Here is an 18,235-nt window from a genome sequence, read left to right on the forward strand (position 1 = left end):
TAGTCATTCCAGACTTATTTGCTTACTGCAAAGCCTGTTTTGCTTGTTGCTGACGTAAACGTTGCCAGTGGGCCAGAACGCCTTTGGGCGCCCAGATTTGCGGTTCTGAAGGATCGTAGCCGTCAGCCTGCTCGCGCTCGGCGACGTACTGCCTGGCCAGCTTGAAGGCTTTCTGCAGGTCGTCGGTCTGGTTCAGCGCCTGGGCGAACAAGGCATTGCCGAAGTAGGTGAAGTCGGCTTCTTCGGAGCAGCCAAAAGACACCTTGTCAGCGCTGGATGCGGTCATGATCAGGGTCTTTTCATCCTTGAGTGCCGGGATGAAGCCGCCTGAGTAGCAGGACGAAATGACGATGATCTTGTCGCGGTTCTTCAGCGGTGCCAGGGCGGCGGCCAGTTCGTCGGCAGGCAGGTCTGCCAGCTCCAGCCGGGGCTGGTCCAGCACGAGTTCGTGCTCCTGGGTGCCGTGGCTGGTGAGGTAAATGAACACCAGGTCTTCAGGGCCGGTACGTTCGGCCAGGGCAATGGCCGCACGGTGCAGGTTCTCGCGGGTTGCCATGGGGCGATCCAGCAGATGGTCGCGGTGGTTCACCAGCGTGATCTGGCCGTGGCTACCAAAGCGGCTGGCGAGCATGTGGTTGACGTAATCGGCTTCGCGCTTGAAGACGCTCTGCTTGCCGTCGCCTGCCAGCACCAGGCTGTACAGTTCGATGGCCGGTGTGGACGGGGCGATGCCCGCCAGTGCCTCGTTGAGCAGCGTGCCCTGGTTGAGCAACCCCAGTTCCAGCGGGTCGGGCAATAAAGCACCACTGGCGTCGCGTACCCGTTGCCCGTTTTGCCAAAAACCGCTTTGGACGGTGCCATCGGCCAGGGTCAGTGTGCCGTGGCCGTGATAGGTGTCGGCGGCAAAATCGCCGACATAGGTGCTGCCATCGGCGAGGCTCAAATGCCCGGGGCCATTGAAGCGCCACTCGTTGAACATGCCACGGTAGTGGCTGCCGTCGATGCCGATCAGCTCGCCCTTGCCGGTTAATGCGCCGTCCTTGAACTCGCCTATCCAGACATCGCCGTCGGCATTCTCGTAGCGGCCCTTGCCGTTCAGCTGGTTGTGCTTGAACGCACCTTCGTACTGGTCGCCGTCGGCACTGTTGAAGATGCCGTTGCCTTCCAGCTCGCCATTGACGAACTGGCCGCTGAACTCATTGCCGCTGGCATCGCTGCGCTTGCCTTCACCATTGGGCTTGCCGTGGGCAAACTGGCCTTGGTACTGGCTGCCGTCTTCCAGCTCCAGATGGCCGTTGCCCGAGAACTGGTCATCCTTGAACTCGCCGCGATAGCTCATGCCGCCTTCTTTGAGCGTGCCTTCGCCTTCACGTCGACCCTGCTTGAAACCCCCGACATAGGTGCTGTCGTGGGTGGTCAGGCTGCCCTGGCCGCTATACAGGCCTTGCTCGAACCCTCCGCGATAGACATCGCCATTGCTGGCGTGCCATTCGCCCTGGCCGTGCCACAGTCCATTTTTGAAATCACCGGCGTACCAGCTGCCGTTGGGGTAGTCGATACGGCCCTGGCCTTGCAGCAACCCATTGACCACTTCGCCCCGGTAGCGCCCTCCATCGGGCAGGCGTGCGTCGGGTGGCAACAGTGATTCACCGTCACCGCAGGCCGTCAGCAGCAGGGTCAAAGCAAGGGGGGCAAGTGGGCGCATAACGGGATCCGGATAATTTGGCCATCGAGTATGCCGTAGCAGTAGAGGCTGTCTATAGGGGCCGGATGAAACATGGGTACTTATTCAATGTGAGGTGCGAGCCGGGCCTCGCCAGGTTTGGCAATGCCGGTGGGGGGTGGGACGTGCTTATAATGCGGCACAAAAATATTCGCTGGAGAGGTGAGATGTTGTTACGCGGCCTGACTTGGCTGGTGCTGTTTCAATTGCTTGGCACCGCCCTCAATCACTTGCTTGTCCCCGTGCTGCCCGGGCCCATTATTGGATTGTTGCTGCTGTTGGGCTTTTTGATGGTGCGTGGCCAGGTCAGCGAGCCATTGAGCCTGGCCGCCAGCAGCCTGCTGCGTTATCTGCCCTTGCTGCTGGTACCGCCCGCTGTGGGGGTGATGGTGTATGCCGCGGATATTGCGGCTGACTTTTGGGCCATTGCAGGGGCGCTGGTGTTGTCGCTGTTGATCTCGATGGCGTTCGTCGGCGTGTTGATGCAGCGCCTGCTCAAGCGTCACAGTCACCCCGAGGAGCGGCCATGAGTCTTCAATGGCAAGGCGCCTGGGAATCCGTCATCCACCACCCGCTGTTTGGCATCGGCATCACTTTGGGCGCTTATCAACTGGTGCTCGCGGCGTACGAGAAAACCCGCTGGATTTTCCTGCAGCCGGTGCTGGCCTCGATGCTGCTGGTGATCGGCGTGCTGCTCAGCTGCGGCCTGAGCTATGCCGAGTACCGCAAAAGTACGGACATTCTGAGTATTTTGCTGGGGCCCGCGACGGTGGCGCTGGCGGTGCCGCTGTACCTTAACCTGCGGCGAATCCGCCAGTTGTTCTGGCCTATTTTTACTACGCTGGTGGTAGGCGGAGTGTTTGCCACCGCGCTGGTCGTGGGCCTGGCGTGGTGGTTTGGGGCAGAGCACATGATGCTGATGACCCTGGCACCCAAATCCGTCACCTCGCCGATTGCCATGCTGGTGGCCGAGCAGATTGGGGGTGTGGCAGCACTGGCGGCGGTATTCGTGTTGATTACCGGGGTGATCGGCGCCATTTGCGGGCCGGGCCTGCTGCGGCTTTTGGGGGTTCACAGCCCGGAGGCCCGCGGGATGGCTCTGGGGATGACGGCGCATGCGGTAGGCACTTCGGTGGCGCTGCAAGAGAGTGAAGAGTGCGGCGCCTTTGCGGCGTTGGCGATGAGTCTAATGGGGGTCGCTACGGCAGTATTCTTGCCGTTGGCCGTGACCCTCGTGGCGTAAGGGTGACTATATGACGTTGGCGTTGTTTCCTTTGAGCACGGTGCTGTTCCCGGGTTGTGTGCTGGATCTGCAGGTCTTTGAAGCGCGTTATCTGGACATGATCGCCCGCTGCATGAAGCAGGGGGCCGGTTTTGGCGTGGTGTGCATTCTGGACGGCAGCGAAGTGGGTCATGCGCCGCAAGATATCGCCCGGGTCGGCTGTGAAGCATTGATTCGCGACTTTCAGCGCCAGGACAACGGGCTGCTGGGGATTCGGGTAGAAGGCGGGCGCCGCTTTGAAGTGCTGAGCACCGAGTTGCAACGCGACCAGTTGCTGGTTGCGCAAGTCGAGTGGCTGGATGAGGTCCCGGAGCAGCCGCTGCAGGAAGAAGACCAGGACCTGCTGGCCCTGCTCAAGGCCCTGGCCGAGCACCCGATGGTTGCCGCCCTGAACATGAACACCGAAGTGGTGGGGCAACAGTCATTGGCCAACCAGCTGGCGTACCTGCTGCCCTTTGCCGAAGAAGACAAGATCGAACTGCTGCAGGTCGATGACCCGCAGCAGCGTCTGGACGGGATTCAAGTGCTGCTCGATGAAATCCAGGGCGAGGCGCTCAACTGACCCCAAGGCGCTGGCGCTACGGCTCAATAGGCGTAGCGCATCAGCTCTTTGGGCAAGTGGCTAAGCATGAAAAAGCCATATAGCGCGGTGACAGAAGGCAGGATCAGCCACCAGATTTTCTGCGGGACCGGCTCCAGCGGCATGAATCGCTGGCTCAGCGCCAAAGCGAATGCGTTGACGGTGATGGCGAGCAGGGCGCCTGCCGTGATGTCGGTTGGCCAATGAGCGCCCAGATACACCCGTGACATTGCCACGGTGAGGGCCAGCAAGCACCCCAGCAGTATCCAGGTGACGCGCATGCGCTGCGGCTGATTGCGCCCGGCCAGAATCGCCAGCGCAACAAAAAACGCAAACGCGCCAGAGCTGTGGCCGCTGGGCATGCTGTAACTGGTCAGCGGGTCGACCAGTACTTCGGGCCGTACCCGTGCGAAGAAGTGTTTGGTTGCCGTATTGGCCAGGGCGGTAAACAGCGTGACCCCGCCAAAGAACCACATTGCCCGCCATTGCCTTGTAAACAGCAGGATGACGCACACCAGCGCTGCCGCTAAAAACTGCGTGCGGAAGTTGCCGATTTGCGTCACCAGCACAGCGGCACTGTCCATGACGTTGCTGCGATGCTCCTGCACCAGGGCCGTGATGCCTTCGTCGAAGGCCGTCATATGCGGGTAGCCAATAAAAACCGCCAGCAACAGCGTCAGGCTCAACGCGCCGATCAGCAACGTGGTTTTGGGTTGGCGACGCAGACTGGCATTGATGCTCAAACCCAGCAGGGCCGCCAGGCCAACGGCAACGATGGCCGCCTGAGGCCAGAAGCCTTCAGGCAGCGGCAGGCGAATGGCCGCGCCGGTTGCCCAGCCCGGCAGCAGGTAGGCCACCGCCCAGCCAGCCCCGGCCAGCAAGCTGACTGCGAGAAATCGCGGAAACGGCATGTCGCACATCCCGGCTACCATCGGCAGCATGGGGCGCAATGGGCCTATAAAGCGGCCGACCAGCAGGCTGGCGATGCCGTAACGATGGAAGTAGCTCTCGGCACCGTTCATCCATTCAGGGTGTGTGCGCAAGAGGGGTAGGCGGCGAATATTCTGGTGGAAACGTCTGCCCAGGGCGTAGGAGACCATGTCACCCAGCAGTCCACCGAGAAAACCCAGCAGCAGCGTCTCGCCCAGTGATAGCGCTCCGCTACCGGCCATGACGGCAATTGCAAACAGCAGCACAGTGCCGGGGACGATAATCCCGGCAATCGCCAGGCACTCCACGCACGCCACAATAAACACCGCCTGGCCCAGCCATTGCGGGTTGGCTGTCAACCAGCCGGTTACGCTATCGAGCCATGGGCCCATGTTTCTATTTCCTTAATCTGATTTACAAACTCTGTGCAAAGGCAAAAGCAGTTTTGCGCTTCAGGCAGCTATTCCAGAATCAAAAAGTCCTGCCCTTCAACCTGGCCGCGACGCAGCGGGTTTCGGGTGCAGGATGCGGCGTAATCAGCGTCGACAAAGCGATACATCAAGTGCTCATCCCGCCCGTGAGGTATGCCCAGGCGAGTGGTCTGGATAATCCGCGAAGGTTGTGCTCTGACGTCATCGACCCATAAACGTTCGGGGTCGAAACATTTGGTATCCCAATCTCGTACTTTCAGGCCCAGCGCCTTGCACAGCAAGGTTTGCCCCGCACAGAGCTTCAGCTCGGGGCGCGGGTTGCCTTGGGTGTCGGGGTTGTTGAGCTGCATCTGCGCCAGGCTGTCGGGGCCCGACAGCTCGTCCAGCCACGGGGCGGCGGATTTTATCAGTACGGCATTGCCGGGGCCGTGAGCACTGAAGTTCAGCGAATCGCCGCCCCGGGCGTAATACATGTAGATGTGCCCGCCATCAAGAAACAACGCCTTGCGCTTTTCGGTGTACCCCAGCGAAGCGTGGCTGCCCTTGTCGGCGATGTAATAAGCTTCGGTTTCGATGATTCGTGCGCTGAGCCACAAGCCGTTGACCCGATGGCGAATGACCTTGCCCAGCAATTCGCGAGCAAGCAGCTGGGCGTCGCGGTCGAAAAAGGCATCAGGCAGCATCATTGGCATTTGCAGAGCGGTCAGTGGGTGGCTGAAAAGGATCTGATCATAGCAAGTCATCCTTAATTGAGGCTGAACGCCGTGTATTTGTAGTCCATTTCGACCATCCGCCTGCCACCGCTGTGCGTAAGGCGGCTGGACCGCTATAATCGGCCGCTTTCCTCCCTGCCAAGACCCTTGAGACCATGACTGAGTCCGTTCTTGACTACATGACCCGCCTGGGTCGCGCTGCTCGCGAAGCCTCCCGCGTGATTGGCCGTGCCAGTACGGCGCAGAAAAACCGTGCCCTGCACGGTGCTGCTGCTGCACTGGATGCCGCTCGTCTGGAGCTGGTTGCTGCCAACGAACTGGACCTGGCCGCCGGCCGGGCCAACGGCCTTGAGCCGGCCATGCTGGAGCGCCTGGCGCTGACCCCTGCACGCATCGACAGCATGATTGTCGGTTTGCGTCAGGTGGCAAGCCTGCCAGACCCCATCGGCGCGATTCGCGACATGAGCTACCGCCCCTCGGGTATTCAGGTAGGCAAGATGCGCGTGCCGCTGGGCGTGGTAGGGATCATCTATGAGTCGCGTCCGAACGTGACCATCGATGCTGCCAGCCTGTGCTTGAAGTCGGGTAACGCGACGATTCTGCGCGGTGGCTCCGAGGCCATTCACTCCAACCGTGCCATTGCGGTCTGCATTCAGCGAGGTCTGGCCGAGGCCGGGCTGCCGCCAGCCGTGGTGCAAGTGGTTGAAGTGACTGATCGTGCCGCCGTGGGCGCGCTGATCACCATGCCCGAGTACGTCGACGTGATCGTACCTCGCGGCGGCAAAGGCCTGATCGAACGTGTCAGCCGTGACGCCAAGGTGCCGGTCATCAAGCATCTGGACGGCATTTGCCATGTGTACGTCAGTGCCCAGGCCGACCTGGCCAAGGCCCAGCGCATTGCTTTCAACGCCAAGACCTACCGTTATGGCATTTGCGGGGCGATGGAAACCTTGCTGGTGGATCAGGCCGTGGCAGCGCAGTTTTTGCCGGCGATGGCCGAACAATTTCGCGCCAAGGGCGTCGAACTGCGCGGTTGTGAACGCACCCGGGCGCTGATTGACGTGGTGCCAGCGAGCGAAGAAGACTGGAATACCGAATATTTGGACGCGATTTTGTCGATTCGCATTGTCGACGGGCTGGACCAGGCGATTGAGCACATCAATCACTATGGCTCCCATCACACCGACTCGATCGTGACCGAACATCAGGGTGATGCCCGGCGTTTTATGGCCGAAGTGGACTCCAGTTCCGTGATGCTCAACACACCAACCTGCTTTGCCGATGGATTTGAATACGGATTGGGTGCGGAGATTGGCATTTCTACTGATAAGCTGCACGCCCGCGGCCCGGTCGGCCTCGAAGGTCTGACCTGCGAGAAGTACATCGTGGTCGGTGATGGCCAGCTGCGTGGCCAGGAGCCAGTCTGACTTGGTGGTCCATAAAAGGTCAGTGCTGGCACCGATAATCGAAGCGTTACCCCGACGCATAGGCGTATTGGGCGGAACCTTCGATCCGGTGCATATCGGGCATTTGCGCGGCGGGCTTGAAGTGGCGGAGATGATGGAGCTCGATGAGCTGCGTCTGACCCCCAACGCCAGGCCGCCCCACCGCGACAAGCCCCAGGTTTCGGCTATCGACCGTTTGGCGATGGTTGAGTGCGCTGTCGCCGGAGTGGCTACGCTAGTGGTGGACGCCCGGGAGCTGCAACGGGACAAGCCGTCCTACACGATCGATACGCTGGAACTGATGCGGGCCGAGATGGCCGCGGATGACCAGTTGTTTTTACTGTTGGGCTGGGACGCTTTTTGCGGCCTGCCCACGTGGCACCGCTGGGAAGAGTTGCTCCAGCATTGCCATATCCTGGTGCTACAGCGCCCGGATGCCGACAGCGAACCGCCGGATGCCTTGCGCAACCTGCTGGCAGCGCGCTCGGTAAGCGACCCGCAGGCCCTGAAGGGGGCAAGCGGACAGATTGCATTCGTTTGGCAGACGCCGCTCGCGGTATCCGCCACCCAGATCCGTCAACTGCTGGCCAGCGGTAAGTCGGTACGTTACCTGGTGCCCGACGCGGTCCTGGCCTACATCGATGCGCACGGGCTTTACCGTGCGTCGAACTAAAAAGGAGTGTTTCAAGGCGCGAATTGACGTGTATTGAAACACCCGAACATACGAGCAAAACGAGTTTTATATGACTGACAAAGATGTAAGCAAAGTAAAACGCAAAGGCACGTTCAAAAGCGCCCCTCTGCCAGAAAAAACCTTCAGCAACGAGCCTCTCAAGGGCGAAGATCTGGTCAAGGTAGCTGTTGCCGCTCTGGAAGACGTCAAGGCCCAGGACATTCAGATCATCGACGTTCGTGACAAGCACAGCATCACTGACTTCATGATCATCGCTACCGGTACGTCCAACCGTCAGATCGGCGCGATGCTCGACAAGATCCGTGAAGCGGTCAAGGCACTGGGCGTCAAGCCGTTGGGCGAAGAAGGCAAGGGCGACAGCGACTGGGTACTGTTGGACATGGACGACGTGATCGTTCACATGATGACCGCCAGCGCCCGTCAGTTCTACGACCTGGAACGCTTGTGGGCCGGTGCTGAACAAAGCCGTGCTGGCAGTGCTGCTCACCACAGCCCGGAAAACACCCATGAGCATTTCCTGAAGCTCAACAAAGACCAAGAGTAAGGGTTCGCTGTGCGCCTGCGTTTGATCGCTGTCGGTTCGCGTATGCCCAAGTGGGTGGAAGAAGGCTGGCATGAATATGCCAAGCGTCTGCCATCCGAGCTGGCGCTCGAACTGGTGGAAATACCGCTCAATACCCGTGGCAAGAATGCCGACGTGGCTCGATTCATCCGTCAGGAAGGCGAGGCCATGCTGGCCAAAGTCGGCCCGGGCGAGCGGATCGTCACCCTCGAAGTGCACGGCAAGCCGTGGAGTACCGAGCAGTTGGCGGTTGAACTCGATCGCTGGCGCCTGGACTCGCGCACGGTGAACTTTATGGTCGGCGGCCCGGAAGGGCTGGCGCCGGAAGTCTGCGCCCGCGCCGACCAGCGCTGGTCGCTATCGCCGTTGACGTTGCCGCACCCGTTGGCAAGGATTCTGATCGGTGAGCAGTTGTATCGCGCCTGGACAGTTTTGTCCGGGCACCCGTATCACAAATAGCTCAGCGCCCTGAATGTCTCAGCCGATTCGCCTTAAAGACCACGAGAAAGACTCACGCCTTGTGCGCGGACGTGTCGTGGTCGGCGCATTTGTCGTCGTGGGGCTGATCTGCGTATTGCTCGCGCGGCTTTATTATCTGCAGGTGGTGCAGTACGAGTACCACTCCACCTTGTCAGAAAATAACCGGGTGCATGTGCAGCCGATCCCGCCTACTCGCGGTTTGATCTTTGACCGTAATGGTGTGGTGATCGCGGACAACCGTCCCAGCTTCAGTCTGAGCATGACCCGTGAACGCTCGGGTGACTGGCAGCAAGTGCTCGACGTTATTGTTGAAGTGCTGCAGCTCACGCCAGAAGATCGCGCCCTGTTCGAAAAGCGCATGAAGCAGGGGCGCCGGCCATTTGAGCCGGTGCCCATCCTGTTTGAGCTCAATGAAGAACAGATCGCCCGGATTGCCGTGAACCAGTTCCGCCTGCCCGGGGTTGAGGTGGTTGCCCAGTTGGTGCGTCATTACCCCCAGGGCGCGCACTTTGCGCACTCGGTGGGTTATATGGGGCGGATCAACGAGAAAGAGCTTAAAACCCTCGATCCGGTCAACTACAGCGGCACCCATCACATTGGCAAAACGGGCATCGAACGCTTCTATGAAGCCGAGCTGCACGGCCAGGTGGGTTACGAGGAAGTCGAAACCAATGCGCGGGGCCGGGTATTGCGGGTGCTCAAGCGTACCGATCCGATCCCTGGCAAGGACATCGTGCTCAGCCTCGATATCAAGCTGCAAGAGGCGGCCGAAGAAGCCTTGGCAGGTCGTCGTGGCGCAGTGGTCGCACTTAACCCGATGACGGGCGAAGTGCTGGCCATGGTCAGTCAGCCGAGCTTCGACCCTAACCTGTTCGTGACCGGCATCAGCTTCAAGGCTTACGCCGAGCTGCGTGATTCGATTGACCGCCCGTTGTTCAACCGCATCTTGCGCGGCCTGTATCCACCGGGCTCGACCATCAAGCCTGCGGTGGCCATTGCAGGCCTGGACAGCGGCGTGATCAGCGCCACGTCACGGGTTTATGACCCCGGCTATTACCAGTTGCCCAATTACGATCACAAATACCGTAACTGGAACCGCACCGGTGATGGCTACGTCGATTTGGACACCGCGATCATGCGCTCCAACGACACCTATTTTTATGACCTGGCCCACAAGCTGGGGATTGACCGTCTGTCGACCTACATGAATCAGTTCGGTATCGGGCGAAAGGTCTCCCTGGACATGTTCGAAGAGTCCGCCGGTCTGATGCCGTCCCGCGAGTGGAAGCGCGCCACCCGGCGCCAGGCCTGGTTCCCGGGGGAGACGCTGATTCTGGGGATCGGTCAGGGGTACATGCAGTCCACGCCTTTGCAGCTGGCGCAAGCCACGGCGCTGATTGCCAGCAAAGGCAAGTGGATTCGTCCGCACCTGGCCAAGACCATCGAAGGCGTGCCGCCGGTGGATCCGGATCCGGTGCCGGACATCGTCCTGCGTGACCCGTCCAATTGGGCCAAGGTCAACCACGGCATGCAGCAAGTGGTGCATGGCGCACGCGGCACGGCGCGGGTTGCGGGCGTTGGCGCGCAATACCTGATTGCCGGCAAGAGCGGTACGGCGCAGGTGGTGGCGATCAAGCAGGGCGAGAAGTACGACCGCTCCAAGGTTCAGGAACGTCACCGTGACCACGCCTTGTTCGTCGGCTTTGCTCCGGCCAATAACCCGCAAATTACCGTGTCGGTCATGATTGAAAACGGCGAAGCCGGCAGCCGGGTGGCGTCGCCGGTGGTGCGCAAGGTCATGGACGCCTGGTTGCTGGGTGAAGACGGCAAACTCAAACCCGAGTACGGCGGCCCCGTAAAGGCAGAGGCTCCAGCCAATGATCAGTAATTTTGACCGCATCCTCTCCAGTGAGGACGTGATGCGTCGGCGTGCCACGCTGCTTCAGCGTCTGCACATCGATGGCCCGCTGCTGATTTTGCTGCTGACTCTGGCGGCCGGCAGTTTGTTTGTCCTGTATTCGGCCAGTGGCAAAAGCTGGGACTTGCTGAGCAAACAGGCAACTTCGTTCGGTATCGGGCTGGTGTCGATGTTCATCATCGCCCAGCTGGAGCCGCGTTTTATGGCGCGCTGGGTGCCGATCGGCTATCTGGTGGGGGTCATGTTGCTGGTGGTGGTGGACGTCATGGGCCACAACGCCATGGGCGCCACGCGCTGGATCAACATTCCGGGGGTGATTCGCTTCCAGCCCTCGGAGTTTATGAAAATCCTGATGCCGGCGACCATCGCCTGGTACCTGTCCAAGCGCACCTTGCCGCCGCAGCTCAAGCATGTGGCAGTCAGCCTGATGCTGATCGGGGTGCCCTTTGCCCTGATCGTGCGCCAGCCTGACCTCGGGACGGCCTTGCTGGTACTGGCGGGCGGCGCATTTGTGCTGTTTATGGGGGGCTTGCGCTGGCGCTGGATCCTTAGCGTGCTGGCTGCGACGGTGCCGGTGGCGATTGCCATGTGGATCTTCGTGATGCACGACTACCAGAAACAGCGCGTATTGACCTTCCTCGACCCTGAAAGCGATCCGTTGGGCACCGGCTGGAACATCATCCAGTCCAAGGCCGCCATCGGTTCGGGCGGGGTATTCGGCAAGGGTTGGCTGCTGGGTACCCAGTCGCACCTGGACTTCCTGCCTGAAAGCCACACCGACTTCATCATCGCGGTGATGGGCGAAGAGTTCGGCCTGGTGGGCATTAGCGCATTGCTGCTGATTTATCTGCTGTTGATTGGTCGCGGCCTGGTGATTACCGCCCAGGCGCAGACACTGTTCGGCAAATTGCTGGCAGGCAGTCTGACCATGACGTTTTTTGTTTATGTTTTCGTCAACATCGGTATGGTCAGTGGCTTGTTGCCCGTAGTAGGCGTGCCATTGCCATTTATCAGTTACGGCGGTACTTCGCTCGTGACGCTGCTTTCAGCGTTCGGGGTTTTGATGTCGATTCACACGCATCGCAAGTGGATCGCACAAGTTTGATTAAGGTGAATTATTCAATGCAAGCAATGCGTGGCTGGGCCGCTCGATACGCGTCTTGGGTAGGCCTGGTGGGTCTGTTCGGGGCAGCGCAGGGCGCGGTGGCCGGCGACTACGAAGGTTCGCCACAGGTGGCTGAGTTCGTCGGTGAAATGACCCGCGACTACGGTTTCGCCGGCGAACAACTGATGGGCGTGTTCCGCGAGGCTGAGCGCAAGCAGAGCATTCTCGATGCGATCTCGCGCCCGGCCGAGCGCGTCAAGCAGTGGAAAGAGTACGGCCCGATGTTCCTGACCGATGCCCGGGTAGCCCGTGGTGTTGATTTCTGGCGTGAGCACGAGGCCGTGCTGGCCCGCGCCGAGCAGGAATACGGGGTGCCGGCCCAAGTGATTGTGTCGATCATCGGCGTCGAAACCTTTTACGGTCGCAACACCGGCAACTACCGGGTGATCGATGCGCTGTCGACCCTGGGGTTCGATTACCCGCCGCGTGCCGAATTTTTCCGCAAGGAGCTGCGTGAGTTCCTGCTGTTGACCCGTGAAGAACAAGTCGACCCGCTGACGCTCAAGGGCTCCTATGCCGGGGCGATGGGGTTGCCGCAGTTTATGCCGAGCAGCTTTCGCGCCTATGCCGTGGACTTCGACGGTGATGGCCACATCAATATCTGGAGCAACCCGGACGATGCCATTGGCAGCGTCGCCAGCTACTTCAAGCGTCATGGCTGGGTAGCCGGCGAGCCGGTGGTTATCCGTGCCGATGTGCAGGGCGATCGGGCCGATGAAGGCCTGACCCAGGGCATTGAGCCCGTCAAGACCGTCGGGGAGTTGCGAGCGCTGGGGTGGTCGAGTCATGATGCGCTGCGTGACGATATGCCGGTTACGGCGTTCCGTCTGGAAGGCGCTGACGGCCCTGAGTACTGGATGGGGCTGAAGAATTTTTATGCGATCACGCGCTATAACCGAAGCGTGATGTACGCCATGGCAGTGCATCAACTGTCCGACCTGCTGGTTCAAGCACGGGGCAACAAGTAATGCCGTTTCTAGCGATCCGCACACCTTTGAAGCTCGCTGCCTGCACCGCTCTTGCGTTGCTTGTGGCGAGCTGTTCCAGCACCCCCCCGCAGCAAAAGACGGCGGCAGTGCGCTCGACTCCGGGCCTGGATATCAACCGCGCGCACAAGGACGGCGCGCCGTGGTGGGACGTCGACGTATCTCGTATCCCTGATGCCACGCCGACCCTGCACAGCGGTCCTTACAAGGCTGCGCCGTACTCGGTGCTGGGCAAGACCTACTTTCCGATGCAAGAGTCCAAGACCTACGTGGCCTCGGGCACTGCGTCCTGGTACGGCACCAAGTTTCACGGTCAAAATACGGCCAATGGCGAAGTGTATGACCTGTACGGCATGAGCGCGGCGCACAAAACCCTGCCGCTGCCCAGCTACGTCAAAGTGACCAACCTCGATAACGGCAAGGCGGTAGTCCTGCGGGTCAACGACCGTGGCCCGTTTTATTCGGATCGCATCATCGACCTGTCCTACGCTGCCGCCAAGAAACTGGGCTATGCCGAAACCGGTACGGCACGGGTCAAGGTTGAAGGCATTGACCCTCAAGCCTGGTGGGCCCAGCGTGGTCGCCCTGCACCCTTGATGCTCAATGAGCCGAAAATGGCCCAGAATACCGCCCCGACCGTATCGACCGGCAAGATTGAGCAATGGACGCCGCCGGCCCAGCAGCATGCCGCCGATGTCATACCGGTCAGCACAATGCCCAAGGGTCAGGGTACATATTTGCAGGTAGGTGCTTTTGCCAATCCGGACGCTGCCGAGTTGCTTCGCTCCAAACTCAGTGGCATGGTCAGCGCTCCCGTATTTATCAGCTCGATTGTTCGCAATCAGCAAACCTTGCACCGCGTACGCATGGGGCCTATTGCCTCGGCGGGCGAGGTACAGCAGATGCAAAGCAGCGTGCGTCAGGCCAATCTGGGCCAGCCGAGCGTTGTGACATCGGATCAGTAACACCGATCAAAGCGTTGGGCCCTGAGCGATCGGGGCCCAAACGCAGTTGCAGCGGTCAAGAATAAAAGCCCTTCGAGGGGCCGGGCCTGCAACTGAATACGCGGCAGCCAGTCAAAGAACTGCCTGTACAGTTTTGCCCGTGAGGGCAAGTTTCCATTAACAACTTCGAGAGACGGATGAACATCACTACCTTTGCCAAACGCCTGTGTCTGCTTGTACCGCTGATCATCACTCCTGCCGCCTGGGCGGCCGAGATGATGCCGTCACCGCCACAACTGGCTGCCAAGGCTTACGTTCTGATGGATGCCAGCAGCGGTAACGTGCTGGTTGAGAACAACGGCGACCAGCGTCTGCCGCCCGCCAGCCTGACCAAGCTGATGACCGCTTATATTGCGACCCTGGAAATCCGTCGTGGCCAGATCGGTGAAAACGATCCGGTAACCGTCAGCGAAAACGCATGGCGCACCGGTGGTTCGCGCATGTTCATCAAGGTCGGCACCCAGGTGTCGGTCAGCGACCTGCTGCACGGGATCATCATTCAGTCGGGTAACGACGCCAGCGTTGCTCTGGCCGAGCACATTGCCGGCAGCGAAGACGCATTCGCCGACATGATGAACAAGACTGCCGGCGAGCTGGGCATGTCCAACAGCCACTTCATGAACCCGACCGGCCTGCCGAACCCGGAGCACTACTCCTCGGCTCACGACATGGCGTTGCTGGCCCGTGCCATCATTCACGAAGACCCAACTCACTACGCGATCTACTCGCAGAAAGAGTTCTTCTGGAACGGTATCAAACAGCCTAACCGCAACCTGTTGCTGTGGCGTGACAAGACCGTTGACGGTCTGAAAACCGGCCACACAGACGAAGCCGGCTACTGCATGGTGTCGTCAGCTGTTCGTGACGGCCAGCGTCTGATCGCTGTGGTATTCGGTACCAACAGTGAAGTCGCCCGTGCTGCCGAGACTCAAAAGCTGCTGACCTACGGTTTCCGCTTCTTCGAAACCCAGACCTTCTACCAGAAGGGTGTAGAGCTGGCTCAGGCACCAGTCTGGAAAGGCACGACCAACCTGGTCAAAGCCGGTCTGGCCGAAGACTTGACCATGACCCTGCCTAAAGGCCAATTGAAAAAGCTGGCGGCAAGCATGACCATGAACCCGCAACTGATGGCCCCTATCGCCAAAGGCGATGTGATCGGCAAGGTTGAGGTCAAGCTCGATGACAAGGTTGTGCACAGCGCCGACCTGATCGCACTTGAACCCGTTGAGGAAGGTGGTATTTTCCGACGCGTTTGGGACAGCATCCGTCTATTCTTCTACGGCATGTTCAACTGATAGCACTCCCATGTGTGACCCCGCGCCCACCCTGCGCGGGGCACGTTTGTAGTTCAGGGCTTACGAGGCCGTTACGCCATGACCGATACCGAAGTAAAGGCGCCAAAGATCGAATTTCCTAACGTGGATTACCCGGTTAAGGTGATCAGCGATACAGGCGTGGGCAACAGGGACGCGATCATTGAAATCGTCAAGAAACACGCGACGATCAACCATGACCGTGTTGATGAGCGCCAAAGCAGCAACGGCAAGTACACCACGATCCAGTTGCACATCGTGGCGACCGATCAGGATCAGCTGTACAACATCAACAGCGATTTGCGAGCCACCGGCTTCGTGCACATGGTGCTGTGATGTCGCAGGTCCTGGGTATTCGCGAGCTGGGTCTGCTCGACTACGAGCGCACCTGGCTGGCGATGCAGCGGTTTACCGATGAGCGCAAGCTTGCTCCGGACACGCAGGACGAAGTCTGGCTTGTGCAGCATCCGCCGGTGTTTACCCAAGGCCAGGCAGGCAAGGCCGAGCATCTGCTGCTGCCGGGTGATATCCCGGTGGTCAAGTCGGATCGCGGAGGCCAGGTGACCTACCACGGCCCTGGCCAGATGGTCGCTTACCTGATGCTTGATGTGCGCCGGTTGGGTTATGGCGTGCGTGAGCTGGTAACGCGCATGGAGCACTGCCTGATCGACCTGCTCGCCAGCTACGGCGTGAGCGCCGCAGCCAAGGCTGATGCACCGGGCGTGTATGTTGATGGCGCGAAAATCGCCTCTCTGGGGCTGCGGATCCGCAATGGCTGCTCCTTCCACGGTCTGGCCCTGAATGTGGACATGGACCTGGAACCGTTTCGACGGATTAACCCCTGTGGCTATGCGGGGCTGGCGATGACCCAGTTACGTGACCATGCAGGGCCGATTGAATTTGCCGAGGTAGGTGTCCGACTGCGTGCGCAGCTCGTCAAACACCTCGACTATGCTGAGCAGACGACCCTTACGGGCGGAATCGATTGATATGACTACTGCGCAAGACGCTGTTCAAACCCTGATCCCTACGCTGGACATCTCAGAACGTGCAGCCCGCGCCAGCGAGGCCCGTTCCAAGGTTGAGACCGGCGTCAAATTGCGCGGTGCCGAAAAGGTTGCGCGTATCCCGGTAAAGATCATTCCGACCACCGAGCTGCCAAAGAAGCCTGACTGGATTCGCGTACGCATTCCGGTTTCGCCCGAGGTAGACCGCATCAAGTCGTTGCTGCGCAAACACAAGTTGCACAGCGTATGCGAAGAAGCGTCCTGCCCGAACCTGGGCGAGTGCTTCTCGGGTGGTACTGCGACGTTCATGATCATGGGTGACATCTGCACCCGTCGCTGCCCGTTCTGCGACGTGGGCCACGGCCGACCGAAGCCTCTGGACGTCAACGAGCCTGAAAGCCTGGCTGTTGCCATCGCTGATCTGCGCCTCAAGTACGTGGTGATCACCTCGGTAGACCGCGATGACTTGCGCGATGGCGGTGCTCAGCACTTTGCCGACTGCATCCGCGAAATCCGCAAGCTGTCGCCGGGCGTGCTGCTTGAAACCCTGGTGCCGGACTACCGTGGCCGCATGGACGTTGCGCTGGAAATCACCGCAGCCGAGCCGCCTGACGTGTTCAACCACAACCTCGAAACCGTACCCCGCCTGTACAAGGCTGCGCGTCCGGGTTCCGACTACCAGTGGTCGCTGACCTTGCTGCAGCGCTTCAAGCAGATGATGCCGCACATCCCGACCAAATCCGGTCTGATGCTGGGGCTGGGCGAGACGGACGAAGAAGTGATCGAAGTGATGAAGCGCATGCGCGAACATGACATCGACATGCTGACGCTGGGTCAGTACTTGCAGCCGTCGCGCAGCCACTTGCCGGTACAGCGTTTCGTGCACCCGGACGTGTTCGCCTGGTTTGCCGAAGAAGGCTACAAAATGGGCTTCAAAAACGTGGCCTCGGGCCCGCTGGTACGTTCTTCGTACCACGCCGATGAACAAGCCAAGCTCGTCAAGTCCATGCTGGTGGGTGCCTGACCCCATGAACAGCCGGCTCACCGCGCACGTGTCTTTCAAGGCCCACAGCGCGGTGCCCGCGCTACCCGCTGGCGGGGTGATCGCTCTGATCGCCCCGGCAGGTCCCGCCGAATTCGATTTCAACCTTGCCACCCAATGGATGCATGCACGCGGCTATCAGCTGCGGGTAATGGCGGGTGTGTGGGAAAAGGACGGCTACCTCGCAGGTTCCGATGCGGTGCGCTTGCGCGACCTGCACGAGGCCTTCGAGGATGACAGCATTGATGCAATTTTCTGTTTGCGCGGCGGCTATGGCACTCCGCGCTTGCTGGATGGCATCGATTTTGAGCTTCTGCGCCGCCATCCCAAGCCTTTTGTGGGCTATAGCGATATCACCGCACTGCACCTGGCGATCACCCGTTACGCGGGCTTTGTCACCTTCCATGGGCCGATGCTCAATGCCGACCTGTTGGGCAACAAACAGCCGCCTACCGAATCCTCATTGCTGCGCATGCTCAGCGGGCAGCAACTACCCGTGCTGGAGCATCCTGCTGCCTATCCGCTGACGACCCTTGCGCCAGGCTGTGCCAGTGGCCGTTTGCTGGGCGGCAATCTGTCCATGATCTGCGCCACTCTGGGGACTGCGTTTGAGCTGGATGCTGAAGACATCATTCTGTTTATCGAAGACGTGAACGAGCCTTTGTACCGGGTTGACCGCTTGCTGACGCACATGCGCCTGGCGGGCAAGCTCAACAGGCTGCGCGGTGTGCTGGTGGGGGATGTGGCCGGGGTTGATGTTTTGGCATTGAACCGGTTGCTCGCACAAGAGCTGGGCGGGCTTGGCATTCCGGTACTGGCCGGGTGGCGCAGCGGGCATTGCGACCCGAACCTGACGTTGCCGATGGGCGCCCGGGTACGGCTGGATGCGGATAGGCAGCAGTTGGTGCTTGAACAGGCGGTAGTAACAGCGAAGATCTAATCCTGTGGGAGCGAGCTTGC

General features: G+C 60.2%; 19 protein-coding genes. 16 read left to right on the forward strand and 3 right to left on the reverse strand.

What is annotated here, in order from left to right; translation table 11 throughout:
• Positions 1-22: 22 nt before the first annotated feature.
• On the reverse strand, positions 23-1,705 hold the full coding sequence (locus tag BLW11_RS06965; protein WP_048359385.1) for a C13 family peptidase: 1,683 nt from the start codon (positions 1,703-1,705) through the stop codon (positions 23-25).
• A 185-nt stretch (positions 1,706-1,890) separates the two neighbouring features.
• Here BLW11_RS06965 and BLW11_RS06970 point away from each other — a divergent pair, with 185 nt between their 5' ends.
• The 3 genes from BLW11_RS06970 to BLW11_RS06980 are packed head-to-tail and all read left to right on the forward strand — an operon-like array spanning position 1,891 to position 3,567.
• Entirely contained in the window at positions 1,891-2,253 is a 363-nt protein-coding gene (locus tag BLW11_RS06970) for a CidA/LrgA family protein (protein WP_048359384.1), read from the forward strand.
• Entirely contained in the window at positions 2,250-2,966 is a 717-nt protein-coding gene (locus BLW11_RS06975; protein WP_048359383.1) for an LrgB family protein, read from the forward strand. The genes BLW11_RS06970 and BLW11_RS06975 overlap by 4 nt, the downstream gene beginning before the upstream one ends.
• A gap of 10 nt (positions 2,967-2,976) precedes the next feature.
• Complete coding sequence (locus BLW11_RS06980) at positions 2,977-3,567, forward strand: LON peptidase substrate-binding domain-containing protein (protein WP_048359382.1); 591 nt, start codon at positions 2,977-2,979, stop codon at positions 3,565-3,567.
• 23 nt (positions 3,568-3,590) lie between these two features.
• On the opposite strand, the gene BLW11_RS06985 is transcribed toward BLW11_RS06980, so the two are convergent.
• Positions 3,591-4,907, reverse strand: coding sequence for a bifunctional DedA family/phosphatase PAP2 family protein (locus tag BLW11_RS06985; RefSeq protein ID WP_048359381.1), 1,317 nt, complete (start codon positions 4,905-4,907; stop codon positions 3,591-3,593).
• 68 nt (positions 4,908-4,975) lie between these two features.
• Positions 4,976-5,638, reverse strand: a complete 663-nt coding sequence (locus BLW11_RS06990) for a DNA-3-methyladenine glycosylase (protein WP_048359552.1) — start codon at positions 5,636-5,638, stop codon at positions 4,976-4,978.
• A gap of 176 nt (positions 5,639-5,814) precedes the next feature.
• On the opposite strand from BLW11_RS06990, the gene BLW11_RS06995 reads away from it, so the two are divergent.
• From BLW11_RS06995 to BLW11_RS07055, 13 genes are all read left to right on the forward strand, one after another.
• Positions 5,815-7,086 carry a glutamate-5-semialdehyde dehydrogenase gene (locus tag BLW11_RS06995; protein WP_048359380.1) on the forward strand — a complete coding sequence of 424 codons (1,272 nt, stop codon included), beginning with the start codon at positions 5,815-5,817 and terminating at the stop codon, positions 7,084-7,086.
• Positions 7,055-7,777, forward strand: a complete 723-nt coding sequence (nadD, locus tag BLW11_RS07000; RefSeq protein WP_048359379.1) for a nicotinate-nucleotide adenylyltransferase — start codon at positions 7,055-7,057, stop codon at positions 7,775-7,777. The genes BLW11_RS06995 and nadD overlap by 32 nt, the downstream gene beginning before the upstream one ends.
• 70 nt (positions 7,778-7,847) lie before the next feature.
• Positions 7,848-8,342 carry a ribosome silencing factor gene (gene rsfS, locus BLW11_RS07005; protein ID WP_048359378.1) on the forward strand — a complete coding sequence of 165 codons (495 nt, stop codon included), beginning with the start codon at positions 7,848-7,850 and terminating at the stop codon, positions 8,340-8,342.
• 9 nt (positions 8,343-8,351) lie between these two features.
• Entirely contained in the window at positions 8,352-8,819 is a 468-nt protein-coding gene (gene rlmH, locus BLW11_RS07010) for a 23S rRNA (pseudouridine(1915)-N(3))-methyltransferase RlmH (RefSeq protein ID WP_048359377.1), read from the forward strand.
• Positions 8,820-8,832: 13 nt separating this feature from the next.
• Entirely contained in the window at positions 8,833-10,728 is a 1,896-nt protein-coding gene (gene mrdA / locus BLW11_RS07015; RefSeq protein ID WP_048359376.1) for a penicillin-binding protein 2, read from the forward strand.
• A 31-nt stretch (positions 10,729-10,759) separates the two neighbouring features.
• Positions 10,760-11,863, forward strand: coding sequence for a rod shape-determining protein RodA (rodA, locus tag BLW11_RS07020; protein ID WP_162200690.1), 1,104 nt, complete (start codon positions 10,760-10,762; stop codon positions 11,861-11,863).
• A 17-nt stretch (positions 11,864-11,880) separates the two neighbouring features.
• Entirely contained in the window at positions 11,881-12,891 is a 1,011-nt protein-coding gene (gene mltB / locus BLW11_RS07025; RefSeq protein ID WP_048359374.1) for a lytic murein transglycosylase B, read from the forward strand.
• On the forward strand, positions 12,891-13,874 hold the full coding sequence (locus BLW11_RS07030; RefSeq protein ID WP_048359373.1) for a septal ring lytic transglycosylase RlpA family protein: 984 nt from the start codon (positions 12,891-12,893) through the stop codon (positions 13,872-13,874). The genes mltB and BLW11_RS07030 overlap by 1 nt, the downstream gene beginning before the upstream one ends.
• A gap of 176 nt (positions 13,875-14,050) precedes the next feature.
• Complete coding sequence (locus BLW11_RS07035; protein ID WP_048359372.1) at positions 14,051-15,208, forward strand: D-alanyl-D-alanine carboxypeptidase family protein; 1,158 nt, start codon at positions 14,051-14,053, stop codon at positions 15,206-15,208.
• Positions 15,209-15,286: 78 nt separating this feature from the next.
• Positions 15,287-15,562, forward strand: coding sequence for a DUF493 domain-containing protein (locus BLW11_RS07040; RefSeq protein ID WP_048359371.1), 276 nt, complete (start codon positions 15,287-15,289; stop codon positions 15,560-15,562).
• Entirely contained in the window at positions 15,562-16,215 is a 654-nt protein-coding gene (gene lipB, locus BLW11_RS07045) for a lipoyl(octanoyl) transferase LipB (RefSeq protein WP_048359370.1), read from the forward strand. The genes BLW11_RS07040 and lipB overlap by 1 nt, the downstream gene beginning before the upstream one ends.
• 1 nt (position 16,216) lies before the next feature.
• Positions 16,217-17,257, forward strand: coding sequence for a lipoyl synthase (lipA, locus tag BLW11_RS07050; RefSeq protein WP_048359369.1), 1,041 nt, complete (start codon positions 16,217-16,219; stop codon positions 17,255-17,257).
• A 4-nt stretch (positions 17,258-17,261) separates the two neighbouring features.
• Complete coding sequence (locus tag BLW11_RS07055) at positions 17,262-18,215, forward strand: S66 peptidase family protein (protein WP_048359368.1); 954 nt, start codon at positions 17,262-17,264, stop codon at positions 18,213-18,215.
• Positions 18,216-18,235: the final 20 nt, after the last annotated feature.

Source organism: Pseudomonas deceptionensis (genome assembly GCF_900106095.1).
GTDB classification, from domain to species: domain Bacteria; phylum Pseudomonadota; class Gammaproteobacteria; order Pseudomonadales; family Pseudomonadaceae; genus Aquipseudomonas; species Aquipseudomonas deceptionensis.

Coding starts and splice junctions, on each gene's coding strand:
- lipA (WP_048359369.1), top strand. CDS start 16,217: ATGACTACTGCGCAAGACGCTGTTCAAACCCTGATCCCTACGCTGGAC.
- rodA (WP_162200690.1), top strand. CDS start 10,760: ATGCGTCGGCGTGCCACGCTGCTTCAGCGTCTGCACATCGATGGCCCG.
- BLW11_RS06985 (WP_048359381.1), bottom strand. CDS start 4,907: ATGGGCCCATGGCTCGATAGCGTAACCGGCTGGTTGACAGCCAACCCG.
- mrdA (WP_048359376.1), top strand. CDS start 8,833: ATGTCTCAGCCGATTCGCCTTAAAGACCACGAGAAAGACTCACGCCTT.
- BLW11_RS06975 (WP_048359383.1), top strand. CDS start 2,250: ATGAGTCTTCAATGGCAAGGCGCCTGGGAATCCGTCATCCACCACCCG.
- BLW11_RS07035 (WP_048359372.1), top strand. CDS start 14,051: ATGAACATCACTACCTTTGCCAAACGCCTGTGTCTGCTTGTACCGCTG.
- BLW11_RS06980 (WP_048359382.1), top strand. CDS start 2,977: ATGACGTTGGCGTTGTTTCCTTTGAGCACGGTGCTGTTCCCGGGTTGT.
- nadD (WP_048359379.1), top strand. CDS start 7,055: ATGGCCAGCTGCGTGGCCAGGAGCCAGTCTGACTTGGTGGTCCATAAA.
- lipB (WP_048359370.1), top strand. CDS start 15,562: ATGTCGCAGGTCCTGGGTATTCGCGAGCTGGGTCTGCTCGACTACGAG.
- mltB (WP_048359374.1), top strand. CDS start 11,881: ATGCAAGCAATGCGTGGCTGGGCCGCTCGATACGCGTCTTGGGTAGGC.
- BLW11_RS06990 (WP_048359552.1), bottom strand. CDS start 5,638: ATGCCAATGATGCTGCCTGATGCCTTTTTCGACCGCGACGCCCAGCTG.
- BLW11_RS06965 (WP_048359385.1), bottom strand. CDS start 1,705: ATGCGCCCACTTGCCCCCCTTGCTTTGACCCTGCTGCTGACGGCCTGC.
- rsfS (WP_048359378.1), top strand. CDS start 7,848: ATGACTGACAAAGATGTAAGCAAAGTAAAACGCAAAGGCACGTTCAAA.
- BLW11_RS07040 (WP_048359371.1), top strand. CDS start 15,287: ATGACCGATACCGAAGTAAAGGCGCCAAAGATCGAATTTCCTAACGTG.
- BLW11_RS07030 (WP_048359373.1), top strand. CDS start 12,891: ATGCCGTTTCTAGCGATCCGCACACCTTTGAAGCTCGCTGCCTGCACC.
- BLW11_RS07055 (WP_048359368.1), top strand. CDS start 17,262: ATGAACAGCCGGCTCACCGCGCACGTGTCTTTCAAGGCCCACAGCGCG.
- BLW11_RS06970 (WP_048359384.1), top strand. CDS start 1,891: ATGTTGTTACGCGGCCTGACTTGGCTGGTGCTGTTTCAATTGCTTGGC.
- BLW11_RS06995 (WP_048359380.1), top strand. CDS start 5,815: ATGACTGAGTCCGTTCTTGACTACATGACCCGCCTGGGTCGCGCTGCT.